The following is an 18785-nucleotide window of genomic DNA, read 5'->3' as shown; positions in this document are numbered from 1 at the left end:
TTAAGGAGGGCTTTTCATGAACAAAAAGTCAATTCGTGATGTAGACGTAAAAGGAAAACGTGTATTTTGCCGTTTCGATTTCAACGTCCCGATGGAAAACGGCCGGATTACAGACGATACACGCATTCGCGCCGCACTTCCAACCATTCAGTACCTGATGGAGCATGGAGCCCGTATTATCATGGCAAGCCATCTCGGGCGTCCAAAGGGAAAAGTTGTGGAGGAAATGCGTTTAAACGCTGTTGCGGACCGGCTGGCAAAATTAATCGGGCGGGATGTTATTAAGTTGGATGAGGTGTATAGTGACAACGTTCGCGATGCAGTCAATAAGCTGGCTGACGGTGATGCGCTGCTGCTGGAGAATGTCCGCTTCCATCCTGGCGAAGAAAAAAATGACGAAGAACTTTCCAAACAATTTGCATCATTGGCTGATTTGTTTGTGAATGATGCGTTCGGAACCGCACATCGGGCCCATGCATCGACCGCCGGTATTGCACAGTATGTAGAAAGTGTAGCCGGTTTCCTGATGGAAAAAGAGATTGAATTTATGGGAAAAGCTTTGTCCAACCCCGAACGTCCGTTTACGGCCATTATCGGGGGAGCCAAAGTTAAAGATAAAATTGGTGTCATCGAGAATTTACTGGAGAAAGTCGATACGTTAATTGTAGGCGGAGGCCTTTCCAATACGTTTATAAAAGCGGAAGGCTACGACGTTGGAAACTCGCTTTTAGAAGAAGAAAAGGTAGACCTTGCGAAATCGTTTATGGAGAAGGCAAAAAACAAAGGGGTTACTTTCCTCATTCCGGTTGACGTGGTGGTAGCGGACGCATTCTCTAACGATGCCGACACGAAAGTCGTGGATGTAAATGCGATACCTGAGGGATGGCAGGCATTGGATATCGGCCCGAAAACCGTTGAACGGTACAGAGCAGCTATCGTTACATCCAAAACGGTGATTTGGAACGGTCCGATGGGCGTGTTTGAAATGGATGCTTTTGCTAAAGGAACGAATGAAATTGCCCAAGCACTAAAAGAAGTGAAAGGGACAACCATTATTGGCGGCGGTGATTCGGTCGCTGCGGTCGAAAAAGCCGGTGTTGCCGAGGCGATGAGCCATATTTCCACCGGCGGCGGGGCTTCTCTGGAATTTATGGAAGGGAAAGAACTTCCCGGTGTTGCCGTATTAGCAGATAAGGAGTGAGAAAATAGTGAAACGTATACCCATTGTTGCGGGAAACTGGAAAATGTATAAAACAGTAGACGAAGCGAAGGAGTTTGCACACAAGGTAAGCGGACTTCATGCGGATAAATCCCAAGTGGATACGGTCATTTGCGCTCCGTTTATTGCTTTGCCTGCACTTGTCGATGAATTGAAAAATGTTCCTGTGGGGATCGGTGCGCAAAATATGCACTGGGAGGAGTCCGGTGCATACACCGGCGAAGTAAGTCCGGTAATGCTGGAATCCCTTGGCGTGCAGTATGTCATTATCGGTCACTCGGAGCGCAGGCAGTATTTTGCGGAGACGGATGAGACGGTCAATAAAAAAGTAAAAGCCGCGTTCGCCCACAATCTGGCGCCAATCGTTTGCGTAGGCGAAGATTTAACCCAGCGTGAAGCGGGCCAAACGAAAGACTTTGTCCGCAAGCAGGTGCTGGCTGCGGTTGAAGGCCTGACTTCCGTGCAAGCAGCAAAACTTATCATCGCATACGAACCGATTTGGGCGATTGGAACCGGTAAATCATCGTCTGCCCAGGATGCGCAGGATGTTATTTCTTTCATCCGGACTGCGGTTGCCGGCGCGTTTGACCAGCAGGTGGCTGACCAGGTTCGCATTCAATATGGCGGTTCGGTTAAGCCGGAGAATATCGCATCGTATATGTCTGAAACAGATATTGACGGCGCGCTCGTCGGCGGAGCAAGCTTGGCTCCTGAATCATTCTTAAAATTGGTGGAAGCTGTAGTAGGAGGCAAAACATCATGAACCGACCCAAACCTGTTGCATTAATTATTATGGATGGTTTCGGACTGCGGGAAGAAGATTACGGCAATGCTGTGAATCAGGCCAATAAGCCGAATTATGACCGCTATATGAAGGAATACCCAAACACAAGGCTCGGTGCCAGCGGAGAATCTGTAGGCCTCCCCGACGGACAGATGGGAAATTCAGAAGTGGGCCATCTTAATTTAGGAGCAGGCCGTGTTGTGTATCAGTCACTTACTCGCGTAACGAAAGAAATTAGGGAAGGCAGATTCTTTGAGAACGAAACGTTTCTCCATGCTATTAACAATGTGAAAGAACATGACTCCGCTTTGCACTTATATGGTCTCGTATCCAACGGCGGTGTCCATAGCCATATTGACCATTTATTTGCACTGCTGGAACTGGCCAAACGCCAGAACGTAACGCAGGTTTACATTCATGCCTTTCTCGATGGTCGGGATGTAGAACCTGACAGTGCTGTCAAGTTTATTGAGCAGCTCCAGGAAAAAATTAAGGAAATCGGCGTTGGACAAATCGCCACAGTACAGGGCCGTTATTATGCGATGGATCGTGATAAACGGTGGGAGCGTACGGAAAAATCCTACCGAGCCATGGTGTACGCCGAAGGGCCGCACTACAGTGACCCGGTTAAAGCGATCCGTGAATCGTATGAGAAGAGCGTCTACGACGAATTTGTCATGCCTACGGTTATTACTCACGAAGATGGAATGCCCGTCGCGACTGTGAAAGACCACGACAGCGTCATTTTCTTTAACTTCCGTCCTGATCGTGCGATCCAGCTTTCACAGGTGTTTACAAATGAAGACTTCCGGGGGTTTGACCGGGGCGACAAGTTTCCACGCGATTTGTTCTTTGTCTGCCTGACGAAGTTTAGTGAATCTGTGGATGGCTATGTGGCATACCAGCCGACCAATCTGGATAATACGCTCGGTGAAGTACTTGCCCAGCACCACCTGAAACAGCTTCGCATTGCCGAAACCGAGAAGTATCCGCATGTTACGTTCTTCTTCAGCGGCGGCAGAGAAGAAGAATTTGACGGAGAAAAACGAATCCTGATCAACTCGCCGAAAGTTGCTACCTATGATTTAAAGCCTGAAATGAGCATTTATGAAGTAACGGATGCGCTTCTTAAGGAAATCGAACAGGATACGCCCGATGTCATTATCCTTAATTTCGCTAACTGCGATATGGTTGGCCACTCCGGAAAGATGGCGCCTACCATTAAAGCGGTCGAAGTAACGGATGAATGCGTCGGTAAAGTAACGGAGGCTATCGTGGCGAAAGGTGGTGTGGCGATGATTACCGCGGATCACGGAAATGCCGATATTATTCTTGATGAGCATGGGAATCCTGTGACATCCCATACGACTAACCCGGTTCCGTTTATTTTGACGAAGAAAGGTGTACATCTGCGTGAAGGCGGTATTCTGGCGGATATTGCGCCCACGATTTTAAAATTGCTGGGAGTTGAACAACCTAAAGAAATGACAGGAACCCCACTTTTTTAATGAACTGTATGGCCAAGTGGTACAAGGCAGCATGAGAGAGGAAAGTCCTACCTTTTTTCTGCCCTACAATACATAAAATAAGGAGATGAAGTAGCGCTATGTCAATTATTGCTGATGTATACGCACGCGAGGTCCTTGATTCCCGCGGAAATCCAACGGTAGAAGTTGAAGTGTATTTAGAATCCGGTGCGAAAGGCCGGGCTATTGTTCCATCCGGCGCCTCTACCGGTGTCCACGAAGCGGTCGAACTTCGCGACGGGGAAAAAACACGCTATCTGGGAAAAGGTGTACTTAAGGCAGTTGATAATGTAAATAACATTATTGCGCCGGAAATCACTGGATACGATGCACTGGACCAGATCGGGATTGACCAGATGATGATTGAGCTTGACGGAACCGAAAACAAAGGGAAACTCGGCGCCAATGCTATTCTGGGTGTCTCCATGGCCGTTGCACGGGCTGCTGCCGATTACCTGGATATCCCGTTATACGCCTACCTTGGAGGATTCAACGCGAAAACCCTTCCGGTTCCGATGATGAACATCCTCAACGGCGGCGCACACGCGGATAATAACGTCGACATTCAGGAATTCATGGTAATGCCTGTGGGTGCAGATAACTTTGCTCACGCGCTGCGCATGGGTGCTGAAATATTCCACAGCCTGAAATCGGTATTGAAGGAAAAAGGCTTAAACACGGCTGTTGGGGATGAGGGGGGGTTTGCACCGAATCTTTCTTCTAATGAAGAAGCCCTGCAAACGATTATTACCGCAATTGAAAAAGCAGGATATAAGCCGGGTGAGGATGTAAAGCTTGCTCTTGACATTGCCTCCAGCGAAATCTACAAAGATGGAAAATACGAGCTTGCCGGTGAAGGCGTAACAAAAACGACGGGAGAAATGATTGATTACTACGAAATGCTCGTCAACAAGTATCCGATTATTTCCATTGAAGACGGTCTGGCAGAAGACGATTGGGACGGCTGGAACAAACTCACCGAGCGCATTGGTGATAAAGTTCAGCTTGTCGGCGATGACCTGTTCGTAACGAACACAAACCGCCTCTGGCAGGGAATTGAGCAGGGTACGGCTAACGCTATTCTGATCAAGGTCAACCAGATTGGTACGCTTACTGAAACGTTTGATGCGATTGAAATGGCGAAGCGCGCCGGGTATACAGCGATTATCTCCCACCGTTCCGGTGAAACGGAAGACAGCACGATTGCTGATATTGCAGTAGCAACGAATGCAGGCCAAATCAAAACAGGAGCACCTTCCCGTACGGACCGCGTGGCGAAATACAACCAACTCCTCCGCATTGAAGACGAATTGGCATACATCAGCCGTTTCGCCGGAAGAGATGCATTCTATAACCTGAAAAATAAATAATACGGTTTGCGGTTTATACAACGTCGAAAAAAAGGTGGTAACCCTGTAAAGAGGGTGCCACCTTTTTTGTTTTATTTCCTGGATTTGTTTGTAATGATTTTTAATAAATAGTATATTATAATTACTGGAATGAGAAAGGAGGAGCCCGATGAATCCAGGTATTATTGATACGGTTATTCAGCGGATTAAGGAAAGAGGGGGTCGCGTTACGGTACAGCGCTTGGCGATTATTAACGTGCTTATGCGTCTTGACCATCCAACGGCTGAAGAGATTTACCAGTTTATGCGGCCCGAGTTCCCTACCCTTTCTTTCACGACGGTCTATAATACGCTCAAATCGTTAAAAGACCTTGATGTTGTACGGGAGTATTATCAGGACGAGCGCTCCCGCTTTGAAATAAGTGAAAACCCCCACCACCATTTTCATTGCGTAAATTGTGAAAAACTGGTGGATATTGACCGCGGGGATATAACCGTTCACGTTAGCCAACCTACCGAGAATCAATTTGCGCCGTTTGAAACAGAAGTAGTTCTGCACGGAATTTGTCAGGAATGTCGGGTAAAGGGTAAGGAATAAACTTGAGGAAAGGCCCCTTTTATGGTACAGTAATTTGGAGCAAAAAGTGTCTAGCTCCGAAAAGAGGAGGAACAAAAATGGTAGTTGCTTTAAACATTCTACTTGTGATTGTATCAATCGCACTTATTCTCGTTGTCTTACTCCAATCCGGTAAAAGTGCAGGCCTTTCAGGAGCCATCGCCGGTGGTGCTGAACAAATTATGGGAAAAGCGAAAGCGCGCGGAATTGACGCCGTTTTAAATAGAGTGACAGTAATTCTCGCCGTATGTTTTCTAGTCCTTACGATTGTAGTCGCTTATTTTTCCCGTACCTAACCAGACAATCTCATACTTATACGCACGGCAAAAGGGTAATGAAACAGCAAGTACATCAGGCTTGCTGTTTTTATTTAGCCGGCAGGTTACATTAGCACAGGACCAGTTTCAGAAAGGGACGATTACGATGATTGGATGTCTGCTAATACATGGGTTTACGGGAAGTCCTTATGAAGTTGAACCGGTCGCGGCTCATTTTGCCGGTCGCGGATGGCGCATTGAAATGCCGGTTTTAGCCGGACACGACAATCCTCCGGCCTCGATGAGACAGGTAACATGGCAGGACTGGATTAAATCCGCAGAGATCCCGTTAAAAGATATGCTTTCAACCTGTGATAAGGTGTATCTTATCGGATTTTCGATGGGCGGGATGATTGCGGCCCATCTTGCTGTAAAATATCCGGTTGCCAAGCTTGTTCTGCTCAACGCAAGCGTTTTTTACATTAATCCCCAACAGCTTTTTAAAGATGTGGCTTCCCTTATTAAGAGCAATTTTACTTATGCAGCGGAAAGCAGGGAGCTTTTCCGGCGATATTTAAGTAAGGCCACAGCAACTCCTCCCAGGTCCATTATTCATTTTCGCCATCTGATTAAAGTGCTCAAAAACGACTTTTCTCACATAACGGTACCAACGTTAATCATTCAGGGGGGCCAAGATAATCTGGTAGAGCCGCGCAGTGCGCAGTATATCTACGATACCATTCAATCCAGGGAAAAGGAGCTGCATATCCTGCCCGAATCAAAGCACATTATATGCCACGACCGTGACCAAAAACGTTTACTTATGTTAATCGACCGCTTCTTAACGGGTAAAGGGGAAGAGAAAGGGGAGTCGGGGCATGAAAATTAAACCGCGTTCGCCGGAATCCTTTTTTTATGAAGGAGCGCAAACGGGCATGCTGCTCATTCACGGATTTACCGGGAGTACAGCAGAAATGCAACCAATGGGCCGTTTTTTTCAGAATCAAGGTTATACCGTTCATGCGCCGCTGCTGGCCGGACATGGAACCGTGCCCGAGGAAATGAAACAAACACGCTGGCAGGATTGGTGGAAGAGCGTTCTGCAGGGGTATGATCGGCTTGCCTCGTTTGGATGTAAGCGAGTGTTTGCTGCCGGTTTATCGATGGGAGGATTGCTTGCGCTACGGTTAACCCTCCATAGGCCGGTGGATGCTCTTATTTCGCTCAACACGCCCATCGAAGTGCGGGATAAGCGCATTAAATGGGCTAAATATGTACACTATCTTAGACCGTTTATCCCGCGGGGAGACAAAAAAGAAGTGCACATTGAGAAAGAGATGTTTCCGTATGAGCGATTCCCTCTCGTCTGTGTCGCCAGTCTCTGGGAATTAATTCGGGTTGTAAAGAAAGAAATAGGCTTGGTGAAAACCCCTGTACTTGTGCTGCAGTCTCAACATGATGAAACGATAGAACCCGCCAGTGCACGTTATATTTATTCTCAGATTGGTGCAGACTATAAAGAACTGAAATATTACGGGAACTCAGGCCATATTCTCACCCTGGATCGAGAACGGGAACAGGTTTTTCGGGACGTACATGCATTTATTTCCCGCGTGATTCCGGAGAAAAAATAGAAGATGGCTAATGTTTGTGTAAAGGAGGATAAGTATGCCTAACGACGAAAGAATTCTGACTTTTATGAGAGAACAAGCGTATCGTCCAATGACGGTAGGTGAATTAGAAGAAGTGTTTGGCGTGGATTCGGCCGGCTCTTTTAAAGAATTCGTTACATTGTTAAACCAGCTTGAAAGCGATGGGAAGGTCATCCGAACGCGTACCAACAGATATGGTGTCCCCGAGAAAATGAATTTAATCCGCGGGAAGCTGCAGGGTCATCCGAAGGGATTTGGCTTTGTCATTCCTGAAGAGAAGGGAATGCCTGACATCTATATTCACGCGAACGACATGAATGGTGCATTAAATGGCGATATTGTGCTGGCTCGGTTGAATCCGAACAGACATGGTCCCCGCCTGGAAGGGGATATCGTACGGATTGTTCAGCGCGGCAACCAGCAGATAGTTGGTACATATCAGGATGAGAAGCATTACGGTTTTGTCGTAACGGATGATAAGCGCATATCTAAGGATATTTTTATTCCTAAAGGTGAATCGCTGGGGGCGGTGGATGGACATAAAGTAGTTGTGGAAATTGTGAAGTTTCCGGAAACCGGGCGCGGAAATCCTGAAGGAAGAGTTGTGGAAATCCTTGGCCATAAAAATGACCCCGGCGTTGATATTTTGTCCATTATCCGCAAGTATCAGCTGCCTGAATCGTTTCCTGATGACGTTATGAGGGAAGCGGAAGCGGTGCCCGAATCCATTAGCGAAGAAGAAATTCAGGGCCGGCGTGATTTGCGAAACCGCATCATGGTCACGATAGACGGAGCGGATGCGAAGGACCTCGATGATGCGGTTTCCATTGAGATGCTTGAGAACGGAAATTACCTCCTGGGTGTCCATATTGCCGATGTTAGCTATTATGTAAAAGAAGACTCTCAACTTGATAGAGAAGCGTTCAATCGCGGAACAAGTGTCTACCTGGTTGACCGTGTGATTCCGATGCTCCCGCACCGTCTGTCAAACGGGATTTGCAGCCTGAATCCAAAGGTGGATCGCCTTACGCTAACATGTGATATGGAAATGGATAAGGAAGGAGCAGTAGTCCGCCATGAGATTTATGCGAGTGTGATTCGCACGAATGAGCGAATGACGTATTCCGACGTCTATAGGATTTTGGAGGAAAACGACCAGGCGTTAATTGAAAGGTACGGCAATTTAGTCGACCATTTTATCTTGATGAAGGAACTTGCGTTGATTCTCCGCCATAAGCGAATGGAGCGCGGAGCGATTGACTTCGATTTCGGAGAAGCAAAAATTCTTGTTGATAAAGAAGGAAAACCAACGGAAGTGAAAATGCGCGAGCGTACGATTGCCGAGCAAATTATCGAAGAATTCATGCTTGCCGCAAATGAAACAGTGGCTGAGCATTTTCACTGGATGAGGGTTCCGTTTATCTATCGTGTTCACGAGAACCCGGATAGTGACCGCTTACAGACATTCCTCGAATTTGTCACCAATTTCGGGTATTTTGTACGGGGCAAAGCGAACAGCATTCACCCGCGGGCGCTGCAGACGTTGTTAGAAGAAGCCAAAGGAACACCTGAAGAAATCGTCATTTCAAAAGTCATGCTCCGATCAATGAAGCAGGCGAAATATGAAGCGGAAAATAAAGGCCACTTTGGATTATCTACTGAATATTACACGCATTTTACTTCGCCCATTCGCCGGTATCCGGATCTCATCGTCCACCGGATGATTCGTGAATCGTTAAAACCCGGTGGATTTACTCCCGAACGAATCGAGGAGTGGCAGACGAAAATGCCGGAAGTGGCTGAACATAGTTCTGAACGGGAGCGCAATGCCGTAGATGCGGAACGTGAAACCGATGACCTCAAAAAGGCAGAGTATATGCTGCAGCATATGGATCAGGAATTTGACGGGATTGTCAGCAGTGTGGCGTCGTTTGGGATGTTTATTGAACTCCCCAATACGATTGAAGGCATGGTGCATATCAGCTACCTGACGGATGATTACTATGATTTTCACGAAAAACAGTATGCTCTGGTTGGCAAACGTACAGGCAGGGTGTTTCGCATTGGGGATGAGATCCGCGTCAAAGTCGTAAATGTGAATGTGGACGAGCATACAATTGATTTTGAAGTGGTGGGTCTGAAAAAGACAAAGAATGCGAGTGGCGATCGAGACAAGCGAAAGCCCCGCATTATTGCCGTAAAGGGTCCGGAGCGCAAGAAGCAAAAGGTAAAACCAGGAAAACCCGCTTCCGGTAAGGATAATCCATTCTGGATGGAAGCGATCGAGAAGAAAAAGAAGAAAAAGTCGGGCGTTCCGAAATCGGTAAAGAAAAAGAAGAAAAAGTAAGAACAACAACCATTATCGAAATAAAAAGGGGCTGTCCATTATTTGGAGCAGCCCCTTAGGGACAGGTTATCGAATCAAAGCAGGTATCTTAATCTATGAAGGAGTGAAATCAATGAAACACCAAAAGTTAACACCATTTCCACAGGACTTTTTATGGGGAGCTTCTACATCCGCTTATCAAGTAGAAGGTGCTTGGAATGAGGATGGTAAAGGACCTTCTGTAATGGACTTGGGAAAACACCCGGAAGAGGTAACGGATTTTAAAGTAGCAAGTGACCATTATCACCATTATAAAGAGGATGTTGCTTTAATGGCTGAAATGGGATTCAAAGCCTATCGTTTCTCCATTGCTTGGACACGCATTTATCCAAATGGAACAGGCGAAGTGAACCCAAAAGGCATTGAATTTTATAATCATCTGATTAATGAATTGGTTGCTAAAGGCATTGAACCTGTTGTCACCATGTATCATTTCGACTTACCTTATGCGTTAGAAGAAAAAGGCGGATGGTCGAATCGAGAAACTATTGATGCTTTTGAAAACTATGCGAAAACATTATTTGAACATTTTGGAGATCGTGTGAAATACTGGTTAACAATTAACGAACAAAATACGCTCATACTCCACGGGAAAGCTATTGGTTCCGTTGATCCGGATATGGAAAATCCAGAAAAAGAACTTTATCAACAAAATCATCACATGTTATTAGCCCAAGCAAAAGCAATGAATTTGTGCCATAAAATGTTACCCCATGCGAAAATCGGCCCAGCACCCAATATTCAATACGTGTATCCAGCAAGTTGTAAACCAGAAGATGTTCTAGCTGCTCAGAATTTCAATTCGATTCGTAACTGGCTCTATTTAGATATGGCATGTTTTGGGCGCTACAATAGTGTCGTGTGGAGCTATTTTGAAGAGAAAAGTTATACGCCTCGGATAGAAGAAGGAGATATGGACGTTTTAGCGAGTGCGAAGCCGGACTTAATTGCATTTAATTATTACAACACATTAACCGTGGAGCAAAGTAAAAACGATGCGGCTGATGTTCATAGTACAGGAGACGAACATCTTCAGATTGGGGAGCCGGGGGTTTATAAAGGTCACTCCAATAAATATCTAGAGACAACAGAGTTTGGTTGGGAAATTGATCCGGTAGGTTTCCGTATTACATTACGTGAAATATATGAACGCTATAATCTACCATTACTTGTAACGGAAAATGGTTTAGGTGCTTTTGACAAATTAGAAGAAGGGGATGTCATTAACGACGATTATCGAATAAATTACCTAAGAAAACATATTGAACAATGCCAACTAGCCATTACAGATGGCGTTAATCTGATTGGTTATTGCCCTTGGTCAGCGATTGACCTCGTGAGCACACACCAAGGAATCAGCAAACGTTACGGCTTCATCTATGTTAATCGCGATGAATTTGACTTGAAAGATCTTCGTCGTATAAAGAAGAAAAGCTTTTATTGGTATAAAGAAGTAATCGAAACAAACGGAAATAATCTAGGGATTCTTAGTAAGGACTCGTCCCCTTCCGTTTCCCTTTGGTAATGAAATTGAATGAAAATGTTTCGGCCTGTGACCTGCTAATTATAATTAAATCAGCAGATCACAGGTCGTTACTTTTTTGGTGGAGAAGACCCGAGTCCCAAACCGACCGACTGCAACATTTTTTTTGATATCGATGGCACGCAATCGCCGTGCCTTTTTTGTCTGGCCAATCTGTGGTAATATGAATAATACGTTGGATTGAAGGAGAAGGTTATGAGTAAAGACGCAATCAAGGTGGTCGCCCAAAACAAAAAAGCAAGGCATGACTACTTTATCGAGGAGACATATGAAGCGGGCATCGTCCTGACGGGAACAGAAATTAAATCGATTCGGGCAGGGCGGGCAAACCTCAAAGACAGCTTCGCCAGGATTCGGGATGGGGAGGCCTACCTTTACAATATGCATGTGAGCCCTTATGAGCAGGGAAACCGCTACAATCATGAACCGCTCCGTACCCGCAAGCTGCTGATGCACCGCAGTGAGATTAATAAACTGATCGGACATACAAAAGTAAGCGGCTATTCTTTAATTCCTCTCCGGCTGTATTTAAAAGGTGGATTCTGCAAAGTGGAAATCGGTCTTGCCAAGGGTAAGAAAAATTATGATAAGCGCGAAACATTGAAGCAGAAGGATGCGCAACGGGAAATTCAACGCGCGCTGCGGGAGCGGAATAGATAAAATGATCCGAATAAAACATGGTTCATGTAGTGGCATATACCATTATACGTAAGTTGCACTATATATCATTGTGTGATATACTTTATATACAACTTCATAAGTTGCAATTGCTCTTTTTCCCAGGAGCGACCCTTATTATACGGGGGCGTTCTGGATTCGACGGGGATGGTTCGAGCATGAGTAGCGAGCCGGTGGGTTGCGATTCCGTAAACAACGCAAGCGTAAATATAAACGCTAAAGAACAAAACAACTTCGCTTTAGCTGCCTAATAAGCAGTAGCGGTCCTCTCTCTCCATCGTCCATGTGGCGGGAATAGGACTCACCCTTTAGTGGACTACGCCTAAGGCTTCCGTCTGGAGCTAAGGGAAGAGATTAATCAGACTAGCCTATCAGGTAGTGGGTTACCTGGCAGCCAGATAGGCGAAATAACCACAGGTGACTGCGCTCGGAGAAGCTTATGTGTCGGAGTCTTCGGACGTGGGTTCGATTCCCACCGCCTCCACCAAATACATAGTGGAGTACCTAATTTTGTTTGAGAATTGAACCAAAAGTTTGCCGTTGCGGCAAGAAGCATATGCTTCAAAATACTCGCGGTAATAATCCATTTTAAAATGTCTATAAACAAAGAGATCGACTTTTTTATTCGATCTTTTTTATTTTAGGTACGGGCCAAAAGGTAAAAAAACTTCCTTTTTAACGATCGGGGGCGATTCTTCATTAAGAAGGATTGCTTTTTGTTATGTGATTAAACTCGTAACTAAGTATGCAATTAAGGTATAATATAATCTAATGAATGAATCGTCTTCAATTAGCATTGTTTGTCAGTAATATGAAATGGTAACGCCTTACAGGTATTCTGACAAGTGTTGAAGAAGCAGCATATTTCATAATTAATAATTTTTGTGAAGTTGAAAGAGAGTGGAACATATGGGCCGTAAGTGGAACAATATTAAGGAAAAAAAAGCGTCAAAAGATGCAAATACGAGTCGTATATTTGCAAAATTTGGAAAAGAAATTTATGTAGCAGCAAAGCAGGGTGAACCTGACCCAGAATCAAATCGGGCTTTAAAAGTCGTACTTGAGCGTGCAAAAACGTACAGTGTACCGAAAGCGATTATTGACCGTGCGATTGAAAAAGCGAAAGGCGGTTCAGAAGAAAGCTATGACGAACTTCGTTATGAAGGCTTCGGACCAAATGGATCAATGGTAATCGTAGATGCACTGACAAATAACGTGAACCGTACTGCATCCGATGTGCGTGCTGCATTTAGTAAAAACGGCGGTAACATGGGAGTAACTGGATCTGTAGCCTATATGTTTGATGCAACGGCTGTCATCGGTCTTGAAGGTAAAACAGCAGATGAAGTGCTTGAAATATTAATGGAAGCAGATGTAGACGCACGTGACATTTTAGAAGAAGATGAAGCGGTTATCGTTTATGCCGAACCTGACCAGTTCCATGCAGTGCAAGAAGCATTGAAGAATGCTGGAATAACTGAATTTACAGTTGCAGAACTAACAATGCTAGCGCAAAATGATGTAACACTTCCAGAAGACGCACAAGCACAATTTGAAAAATTGATTGATGCGCTAGAAGATTTAGAAGATGTTCGACAAGTGTATCACAACGTGGATTTGGGTGAATAATACATACAAGAAAGCAGACCTTTGTTATGTAACAAAAGGTCTGCTTATTGTCACAATTTCTTGTGTGCTATCTTTTGCATCAATTCCTCATTCGTCTTGGAAAAACTCTTATTGAATTGAATGTTCGTGCACGTTTTGGGGTATACGAAAACAAAATATCCAGTTTCACAATTGTTTATACAGGGTTATATAAGCAAGGGCCTCCTTCGCCGGTGAACTGTGTTCAGCAATCCATTCCTTTGCTTGCTTAACAACCTTCTCCCGTAAGGAGACGTTTTTCACAATTGAATGAACGGCCTCTGTAAACCCATTCATTGTTTCATAAAGCCAACCTGTTTGTTCATGGCGAATTAACTGTATATTGGCTTCATTTTTTCGTGCGATAACAGGTCGGCCCATCGCCATTGCTTCCATAATCGCAAGTGACTGACCTTCAGATATCGAAGTGTTAATCACAATGTCGGCTTGTTCGTACCATAATTTCATAACCTCATAAGGAACAACGCCGGCATACTTCATCCAATGACGCTGCTCTGTCTTTCTTTGTACCTGCTTATAGACATCCTCATCCAAATTTGCACCAAGAATAATAAAATTCATGTTAGGATACTTATGAATTAGCTCATCAAGTGCCGGAAGAACATGCAAAACATCTTTGACCGGACGTAAACCGGCAGGGAGAAGAATACGGGGGACCATTTCTTCTTTTCTTGCTGATATACTCCAGGGCAGCCAAATACCCTGAGGGATAACAAAAGTTTTATCCATCCATTTTGGGAATAATTTTTTTACCTTCTCCTTTGCATCCTCTGTAAAAACGGTAATATAAGCTGCATTATTTAAGAAGGAAAACATTTCATCATCCATGCTTGCCTGTAAATCAATATTAATATCCGTCCCCCCCATCGTAACAAGATAAGGACGATTTAAGATGATGCGGTTTTCTTTTGCCCACTGTATAAATCGGGTAGCGTGTAAAATATGGAAAATATCGGCATCGGGATAATGCCAATGATCATCCTCTAAGTAAGGAATAACAGATGTACTGATATTTTGCTGCTGTAGAAAATGAACAAGTCGTTTAATCGTTGTTGAGTTTCCTCTGGGCTGGTTAAAATAGGGAGCGAAAAATAAAACATGCACAGCAATCACCTATATGGAGTAGAATCAATACTATATAAATCATAATGTAATGGAAGTAAGATAACAAATTTAGAATATGATATGGAAAACTTTTAACATCTGAACTGCCCCTACAACAGATTCCGTTAAATGATGGGCCGGAAAGAGCCTCTGAACGTCCGCCTCATACCCACCATATTGACTGGTCCAGCTTGTTCCCCGGTGAAGTAATCCTTAATGGTCCACCTAGAAAGGAAATAGCTTTAACTTTCGACGATGGTCCTGACGATACTTGGACGCCGCTCGTTTTGGACGTCCTGAGGAAGCATAATGTTAAAGCTACCTTTATGTGTGTAGGTAAGAGGGCTGCAGCAAATCCTCAGGTCTTAAGGCGGATGTTTCAGGAAAAACATATCATTGGCAATCATAGCTGGGATCACCCTAATTTAACCAAAATCCCAATAAAAGAGGTCATCAACCAAATTAAGAGATGTGAAGATGAAATCCATCGAATTATTGGAGTAAGAACGCGTTTTTTACGGCCGCCTTATGGCGCACTAAACGAAGAAATCATCAGAGAAGCCATCAAACTAAATTATAGGATTATATACTGGGACGTGGACAGCCTTGATTGGGATGGACTCACTGCCAGACAAGTAGCGCATAACATTCTGTACAATATTAGGCCGGGTGCAATTGTTTTACAGCATAGTGCGGGGGGACGAGGTGAAAGTTTGGAAGATACTGTAAGAGCTCTCCCGGTCGTGATTGAGACATTACGTAGAGAAGGATACCGGCTCGTTACGATTACTGAATTATTAAAGATATCGCCATATAAATAAATATTCCCGAATTTTGTATCTGCTTTGGATAACTTGAAAACTCAGAAAGTGTCAAGACATAAGGCTGGTCCCAAAAAAGTATGATATTATTCCTTTATGGTTGACAGTGCTAAAAAGCCCGTTTGTTACAACGGTCTTTTACTCCAACTTGAGGGAATTTTTTATTGTTGGAAGGTGAAAAAATGAGTGAACGCATCCTAATTGTTGAAGATGAAGAGAAAATAAGCAGATTGTTGCAGTTGGAATTAAGCTATGAAGGATATTATGTAGAAAAGGCCAATACGGGGAGAAAAGGTTTGGATTTAGCACTTGAGCAATCTTGGGATTTAATTTTACTGGATATCATGCTTCCAGAGCTTAGTGGCACGGAGGTATTAAGAAGATTACGTAAGATTGATTCCTTGACTCCGGTTATTTTTTTAACGGCAAGAGATACCATTCCAGATAAGGTAAGTGGGTTAGACCAAGGAGCAAATGATTATATTACGAAGCCATTTGATATTGAAGAATTGTTAGCGAGAATTCGTGCTTGTATCCGGAATCGCCTACTTGTTAATGAAGGTATAAAAGAAACATACCCTCCTATTATGAGAAACGACTCGCTCGTAGTTCATACGTTGACTAGAGAAGTGGAACGTGAAGGTGTGAAAATTGATCTTACTCCTAAAGAGTTTGATTTGCTTATTTTTTTAATGAAAAACAAGAATATGGTTTTAGATAGGGAGCAAATCATTAATCACGTATGGGGTTTTAATTATATTGGCGAAACAAATGTAGTAGATGTCTATATTCGATATTTGCGAAAAAAAATAGACTATAAGTTTAACACTCATTATATACAAACGATTCGTGGTGTTGGTTACTGTATTCGGGAGAGTGAACAATGAGTTTTAAATTTAAAATATCTCTGTTCACTTCTATTTGGGTTATTTGTATTCTACTACTTGTTAATTTTATTATCTATTTTTTATTTATAAAAATAACGACAGCAAATGAAAAAGAGATGCTCTTTTCCAAGGCAGATAATATTGTAGAGAATGTAAGTGTAAGTGATTTACTGACACAACATAAAGAAAATGTCCTTCAAAAATTCTTACCGGACAATTCCATGATTCGGGTAGTAGATAAAGATTTTAACATCGTTAATCAAATCACAGATGATCCAGATGCTATAAAAATTAAGCAAAAATTAACGCAAGCATCTAACTCGGATTTATATTCTGTTAATGGACATAAAATCCTTATCGTACGTTCCCCGATACGAGTAGAAGGGACTGTTATAGGAACGTTAGAAATGGGGGAGAAGCTTGTTTCCTTAGAAGGGAATATAAATACGCTCATTTCTGTTTTGCTTTTTTCTTCGTTAGGTGCTGTTCTTCTTACTATTGTTAGTGGGATGTTGCTGTCCAGGATGATGTTACGCCCACTTTCTAACATGATTCATACGATGAAAGAAATTGATACAAGTTTAACATTCAAGAAAATTCCAGTGGAAGATAAGCCGAAAGATGAAATATATCAGGTAATTTCTACATTTAATCATATGATTGAACGGTTAGAGACGGATTTTATGAAGCAGCGGCAGTTTGTTTCCGATGCCTCCCATGAATTGAAAACGCCATTAACCATTATAGAAAGTTATGCGAACATGTTAAAAAGATGGGGAATGAACGACGCTGAAATTCAAAAAGAAGCCATTACGTCTATTCATGAAGAAGCGCTTCACATGAAAAAGATAACTCAACAATTGTTAGATTTAGCTTCGTCGGAAAAGGAAGATAACCTTACAATACAGGAGTTTGACCTCGTTGGTTTATGTGAAAATGTCGGAAAATTACTAAGGAAATTGTATCATCGGTCAATAAAAATAATTTCTATCTCGAATCCAATGTTTATAGTTGGAGACTCCTTAAAAATAAAACAACTGCTGCTTATTTTAGTAGATAATTCTCTTAAATACAGCAAACAAGCTGTGGAAATTCATTTGAATCAAAATCCTGAACAAACGTTTATTAAAGTAAAAGATTATGGAATTGGTATACCAGAAGAAGAGATAGATCTTATTTTCGACAGGTTTTATCGAGTAGATAAATCCCGTGCGCGCAAAACCGGAGGAACAGGACTCGGCCTATCTATTGCGAAATCCATTGTTATTCAGCATGGAGGTGCTATTCATGTTTTATCAAAAGAAGGAATTGGCACCGAGGTTGTAATCAAGTTACCTAGAAAATGAAACTGGTAATCTTTTTATATGCAGCAAATATAATGTATTCCTAAAAAACATAGTGTCTAAAATGGCACTGTGTTTTTTAGTTTAAATGCAGACGTTTCTATCTATTTACTATTATGAAAATCTCTTTTTTAATTTTCATTGTTTTTTCATATTCATACTACCGTTTTTTTATATGAAAAATCCATAATCAAGTTTGTAATTAGAATAAACATATAGGGAGGAAATGAAGATGAAAATGAAGATGGGAATAACAGCCCTGGCACTAATTTTAATTTTTCTATTAGCAGGTTGCGGAAGTAAGCAGCTTTCAACCACCTCTAGTACCGATAATAGTACGCATACAAACCAGGTGTCGACTACTAATTCTAACCAGTCAAGCACAACATCATCATCGGATAATGGGGGTTCGCCAAAATCCGAAAAAGCAACCAATCAGGAGAATCCAGTGAAAAGTAATGAAAAACCTCTACCACCAGAAAAAAATCCTGTAGGTGATATTCCTGATTCGCAGGCATTCGTAAATTATACCTCTAATCAGGGTGGTTATTCTATTGCAGTACCTGAGGGCTGGTCCAGAACAGAAAACGGGGCTGATGCTCGTTTTGTAGATAAGTTTGACGGAGTAAAAACAACGATTGGCACAGATGCCAGGCCTTTCACATTAGATAATATTAAGAATAATCAGGTAAAAGATTTGATCGCGAATGGCCGCGCAATTAAAATAGTCGAAATAAAAGAGGTTACTCTACCTGGTGGAAAATCCGTAGTAGTGAAATATAATTCGAACTCTGACCCAAATCCTGTAACTAACAAACAAATTCGATTAGAAAATGAAACCTTCTATTTCAACAAAAATGGAAAGATAGGCTCCCTTACTGTGTGGGCGCCACTGGGTTCAGACAACGTTGATCAATGGAAAAAAATATCCGAGAGCTGGAGGTGGAAATAA

Annotated in this window: 17 protein-coding genes and 1 other RNA gene; 17 read left to right on the top strand and 1 reads right to left on the bottom strand. The window is 43.1% G+C overall.

Annotated features, from left to right (window positions below; genetic code table 11):
• The first annotated feature begins 16 nt into the window (after window positions 1–16).
• The 13 genes from H525_RS0116645 (at window position 17) to H525_RS0116590 (ending at window position 13639) form a co-directional block, all read left to right on the top strand.
• Window positions 17–1201: a phosphoglycerate kinase gene (locus H525_RS0116645; protein WP_027417108.1), complete on the top strand. Its 1185-nt coding sequence runs from the start codon at window positions 17–19 to the stop codon at window positions 1199–1201.
• A gap of 7 nt (window positions 1202–1208) precedes the next feature.
• Window positions 1209–1982 (top strand): triose-phosphate isomerase, encoded by a 774-nt coding sequence (tpiA, locus tag H525_RS0116640; RefSeq protein ID WP_081413459.1) that lies wholly within the window; start codon window positions 1209–1211, stop codon window positions 1980–1982.
• Window positions 1979–3511: a 2,3-bisphosphoglycerate-independent phosphoglycerate mutase gene (gene gpmI, locus H525_RS0116635; RefSeq protein WP_027417106.1), complete on the top strand. Its 1533-nt coding sequence runs from the start codon at window positions 1979–1981 to the stop codon at window positions 3509–3511. The genes tpiA and gpmI overlap by 4 nt, the downstream gene beginning before the upstream one ends.
• 98 nt (window positions 3512–3609) lie before the next feature.
• Window positions 3610–4899, top strand: coding sequence for a phosphopyruvate hydratase (gene eno / locus H525_RS0116630; protein ID WP_027417105.1), 1290 nt, complete (start codon window positions 3610–3612; stop codon window positions 4897–4899).
• Between the two features lie 148 nt (window positions 4900–5047).
• Window positions 5048–5476 (top strand): Fur family transcriptional regulator, encoded by a 429-nt coding sequence (locus H525_RS24505; protein ID WP_051331113.1) that lies wholly within the window; start codon window positions 5048–5050, stop codon window positions 5474–5476.
• A 77-nt stretch (window positions 5477–5553) separates the two neighbouring features.
• Window positions 5554–5790, top strand: a complete 237-nt coding sequence (secG, locus tag H525_RS0116620; RefSeq protein ID WP_027417104.1) for a preprotein translocase subunit SecG — start codon at window positions 5554–5556, stop codon at window positions 5788–5790.
• Window positions 5791–5851: 61 nt separating this feature from the next.
• Window positions 5852–6640, top strand: a complete 789-nt coding sequence (locus H525_RS0116615) for an alpha/beta hydrolase (RefSeq protein ID WP_051331112.1) — start codon at window positions 5852–5854, stop codon at window positions 6638–6640.
• Entirely contained in the window at window positions 6630–7385 is a 756-nt protein-coding gene (locus H525_RS0116610) for an alpha/beta hydrolase (protein ID WP_027417102.1), read from the top strand. The genes H525_RS0116615 and H525_RS0116610 overlap by 11 nt, the downstream gene beginning before the upstream one ends.
• Before the next feature lie 34 nt (window positions 7386–7419).
• Window positions 7420–9750 (top strand): ribonuclease R, encoded by a 2331-nt coding sequence (gene rnr / locus H525_RS0116605; protein ID WP_027417101.1) that lies wholly within the window; start codon window positions 7420–7422, stop codon window positions 9748–9750.
• A 112-nt stretch (window positions 9751–9862) separates the two neighbouring features.
• Window positions 9863–11314 (top strand): glycoside hydrolase family 1 protein, encoded by a 1452-nt coding sequence (locus H525_RS0116600; RefSeq protein WP_027417100.1) that lies wholly within the window; start codon window positions 9863–9865, stop codon window positions 11312–11314.
• Window positions 11315–11527: 213 nt separating this feature from the next.
• Window positions 11528–11992 (top strand): SsrA-binding protein SmpB, encoded by a 465-nt coding sequence (gene smpB, locus H525_RS0116595; protein WP_027417099.1) that lies wholly within the window; start codon window positions 11528–11530, stop codon window positions 11990–11992.
• 141 nt (window positions 11993–12133) lie between these two features.
• Window positions 12134–12497, top strand: a transfer-messenger RNA (tmRNA) gene (gene ssrA, locus H525_RS26575).
• Between the two features lie 422 nt (window positions 12498–12919).
• Window positions 12920–13639: a YebC/PmpR family DNA-binding transcriptional regulator gene (locus H525_RS0116590; protein ID WP_027417098.1), complete on the top strand. Its 720-nt coding sequence runs from the start codon at window positions 12920–12922 to the stop codon at window positions 13637–13639.
• A 165-nt stretch (window positions 13640–13804) separates the two neighbouring features.
• Here the strand turns inward: H525_RS0116590 and H525_RS0116585 are convergent, their stop codons facing one another.
• The gene (locus H525_RS0116585) at window positions 13805–14782 is read right to left on the bottom strand and encodes a glycosyltransferase (protein WP_027417097.1); all 978 of its coding nucleotides are present in this window, start codon (window positions 14780–14782) and stop codon (window positions 13805–13807) included.
• 191 nt (window positions 14783–14973) lie between these two features.
• Between H525_RS0116585 and H525_RS0116580 the strand changes: the two genes are divergently transcribed.
• From H525_RS0116580 to H525_RS24500, 4 genes are all read left to right on the top strand, one after another.
• Entirely contained in the window at window positions 14974–15603 is a 630-nt protein-coding gene (locus H525_RS0116580) for a polysaccharide deacetylase family protein (RefSeq protein ID WP_245590502.1), read from the top strand.
• A 182-nt stretch (window positions 15604–15785) separates the two neighbouring features.
• Complete coding sequence (locus tag H525_RS0116575) at window positions 15786–16490, top strand: response regulator transcription factor (protein WP_027417095.1); 705 nt, start codon at window positions 15786–15788, stop codon at window positions 16488–16490.
• A complete protein-coding gene (locus tag H525_RS0116570; protein ID WP_027417094.1) occupies window positions 16487–17836 on the top strand; it encodes a HAMP domain-containing sensor histidine kinase in 1350 nt (449 codons plus the stop codon). The genes H525_RS0116575 and H525_RS0116570 overlap by 4 nt, the downstream gene beginning before the upstream one ends.
• Window positions 17837–18065: 229 nt before the next feature.
• On the top strand, window positions 18066–18785 hold the full coding sequence (locus H525_RS24500; RefSeq protein ID WP_051331110.1) for a PsbP-related protein: 720 nt from the start codon (window positions 18066–18068) through the stop codon (window positions 18783–18785).

The sequence above is a fragment of the Aneurinibacillus terranovensis DSM 18919 genome (genome assembly GCF_000430625.1).
Classification (GTDB): domain Bacteria; phylum Bacillota; class Bacilli; order Aneurinibacillales; family Aneurinibacillaceae; genus Aneurinibacillus_B; species Aneurinibacillus_B terranovensis.
This window is presented reverse-complemented; position numbering and strand designations above follow the sequence as displayed.

What these genes read in the sequence shown, in the direction of transcription:
- H525_RS0116645 (WP_027417108.1), top strand. Translation starts at nt 17, where the DNA reads ATGAACAAAAAGTCAATTCGTGATGTAGACGTAAAAGGAAAACGTGTA.
- gpmI (WP_027417106.1), top strand. Translation starts at nt 1,979, where the DNA reads ATGAACCGACCCAAACCTGTTGCATTAATTATTATGGATGGTTTCGGA.
- eno (WP_027417105.1), top strand. Translation starts at nt 3,610, where the DNA reads ATGTCAATTATTGCTGATGTATACGCACGCGAGGTCCTTGATTCCCGC.
- H525_RS24505 (WP_051331113.1), top strand. Translation starts at nt 5,048, where the DNA reads ATGAATCCAGGTATTATTGATACGGTTATTCAGCGGATTAAGGAAAGA.
- secG (WP_027417104.1), top strand. Translation starts at nt 5,554, where the DNA reads ATGGTAGTTGCTTTAAACATTCTACTTGTGATTGTATCAATCGCACTT.
- H525_RS0116610 (WP_027417102.1), top strand. Translation starts at nt 6,630, where the DNA reads ATGAAAATTAAACCGCGTTCGCCGGAATCCTTTTTTTATGAAGGAGCG.
- rnr (WP_027417101.1), top strand. Translation starts at nt 7,420, where the DNA reads ATGCCTAACGACGAAAGAATTCTGACTTTTATGAGAGAACAAGCGTAT.
- H525_RS0116600 (WP_027417100.1), top strand. Translation starts at nt 9,863, where the DNA reads ATGAAACACCAAAAGTTAACACCATTTCCACAGGACTTTTTATGGGGA.
- smpB (WP_027417099.1), top strand. Translation starts at nt 11,528, where the DNA reads ATGAGTAAAGACGCAATCAAGGTGGTCGCCCAAAACAAAAAAGCAAGG.
- H525_RS0116590 (WP_027417098.1), top strand. Translation starts at nt 12,920, where the DNA reads ATGGGCCGTAAGTGGAACAATATTAAGGAAAAAAAAGCGTCAAAAGAT.
- H525_RS0116575 (WP_027417095.1), top strand. Translation starts at nt 15,786, where the DNA reads ATGAGTGAACGCATCCTAATTGTTGAAGATGAAGAGAAAATAAGCAGA.
- H525_RS0116570 (WP_027417094.1), top strand. Translation starts at nt 16,487, where the DNA reads ATGAGTTTTAAATTTAAAATATCTCTGTTCACTTCTATTTGGGTTATT.
- H525_RS24500 (WP_051331110.1), top strand. Translation starts at nt 18,066, where the DNA reads ATGAAAATGAAGATGGGAATAACAGCCCTGGCACTAATTTTAATTTTT.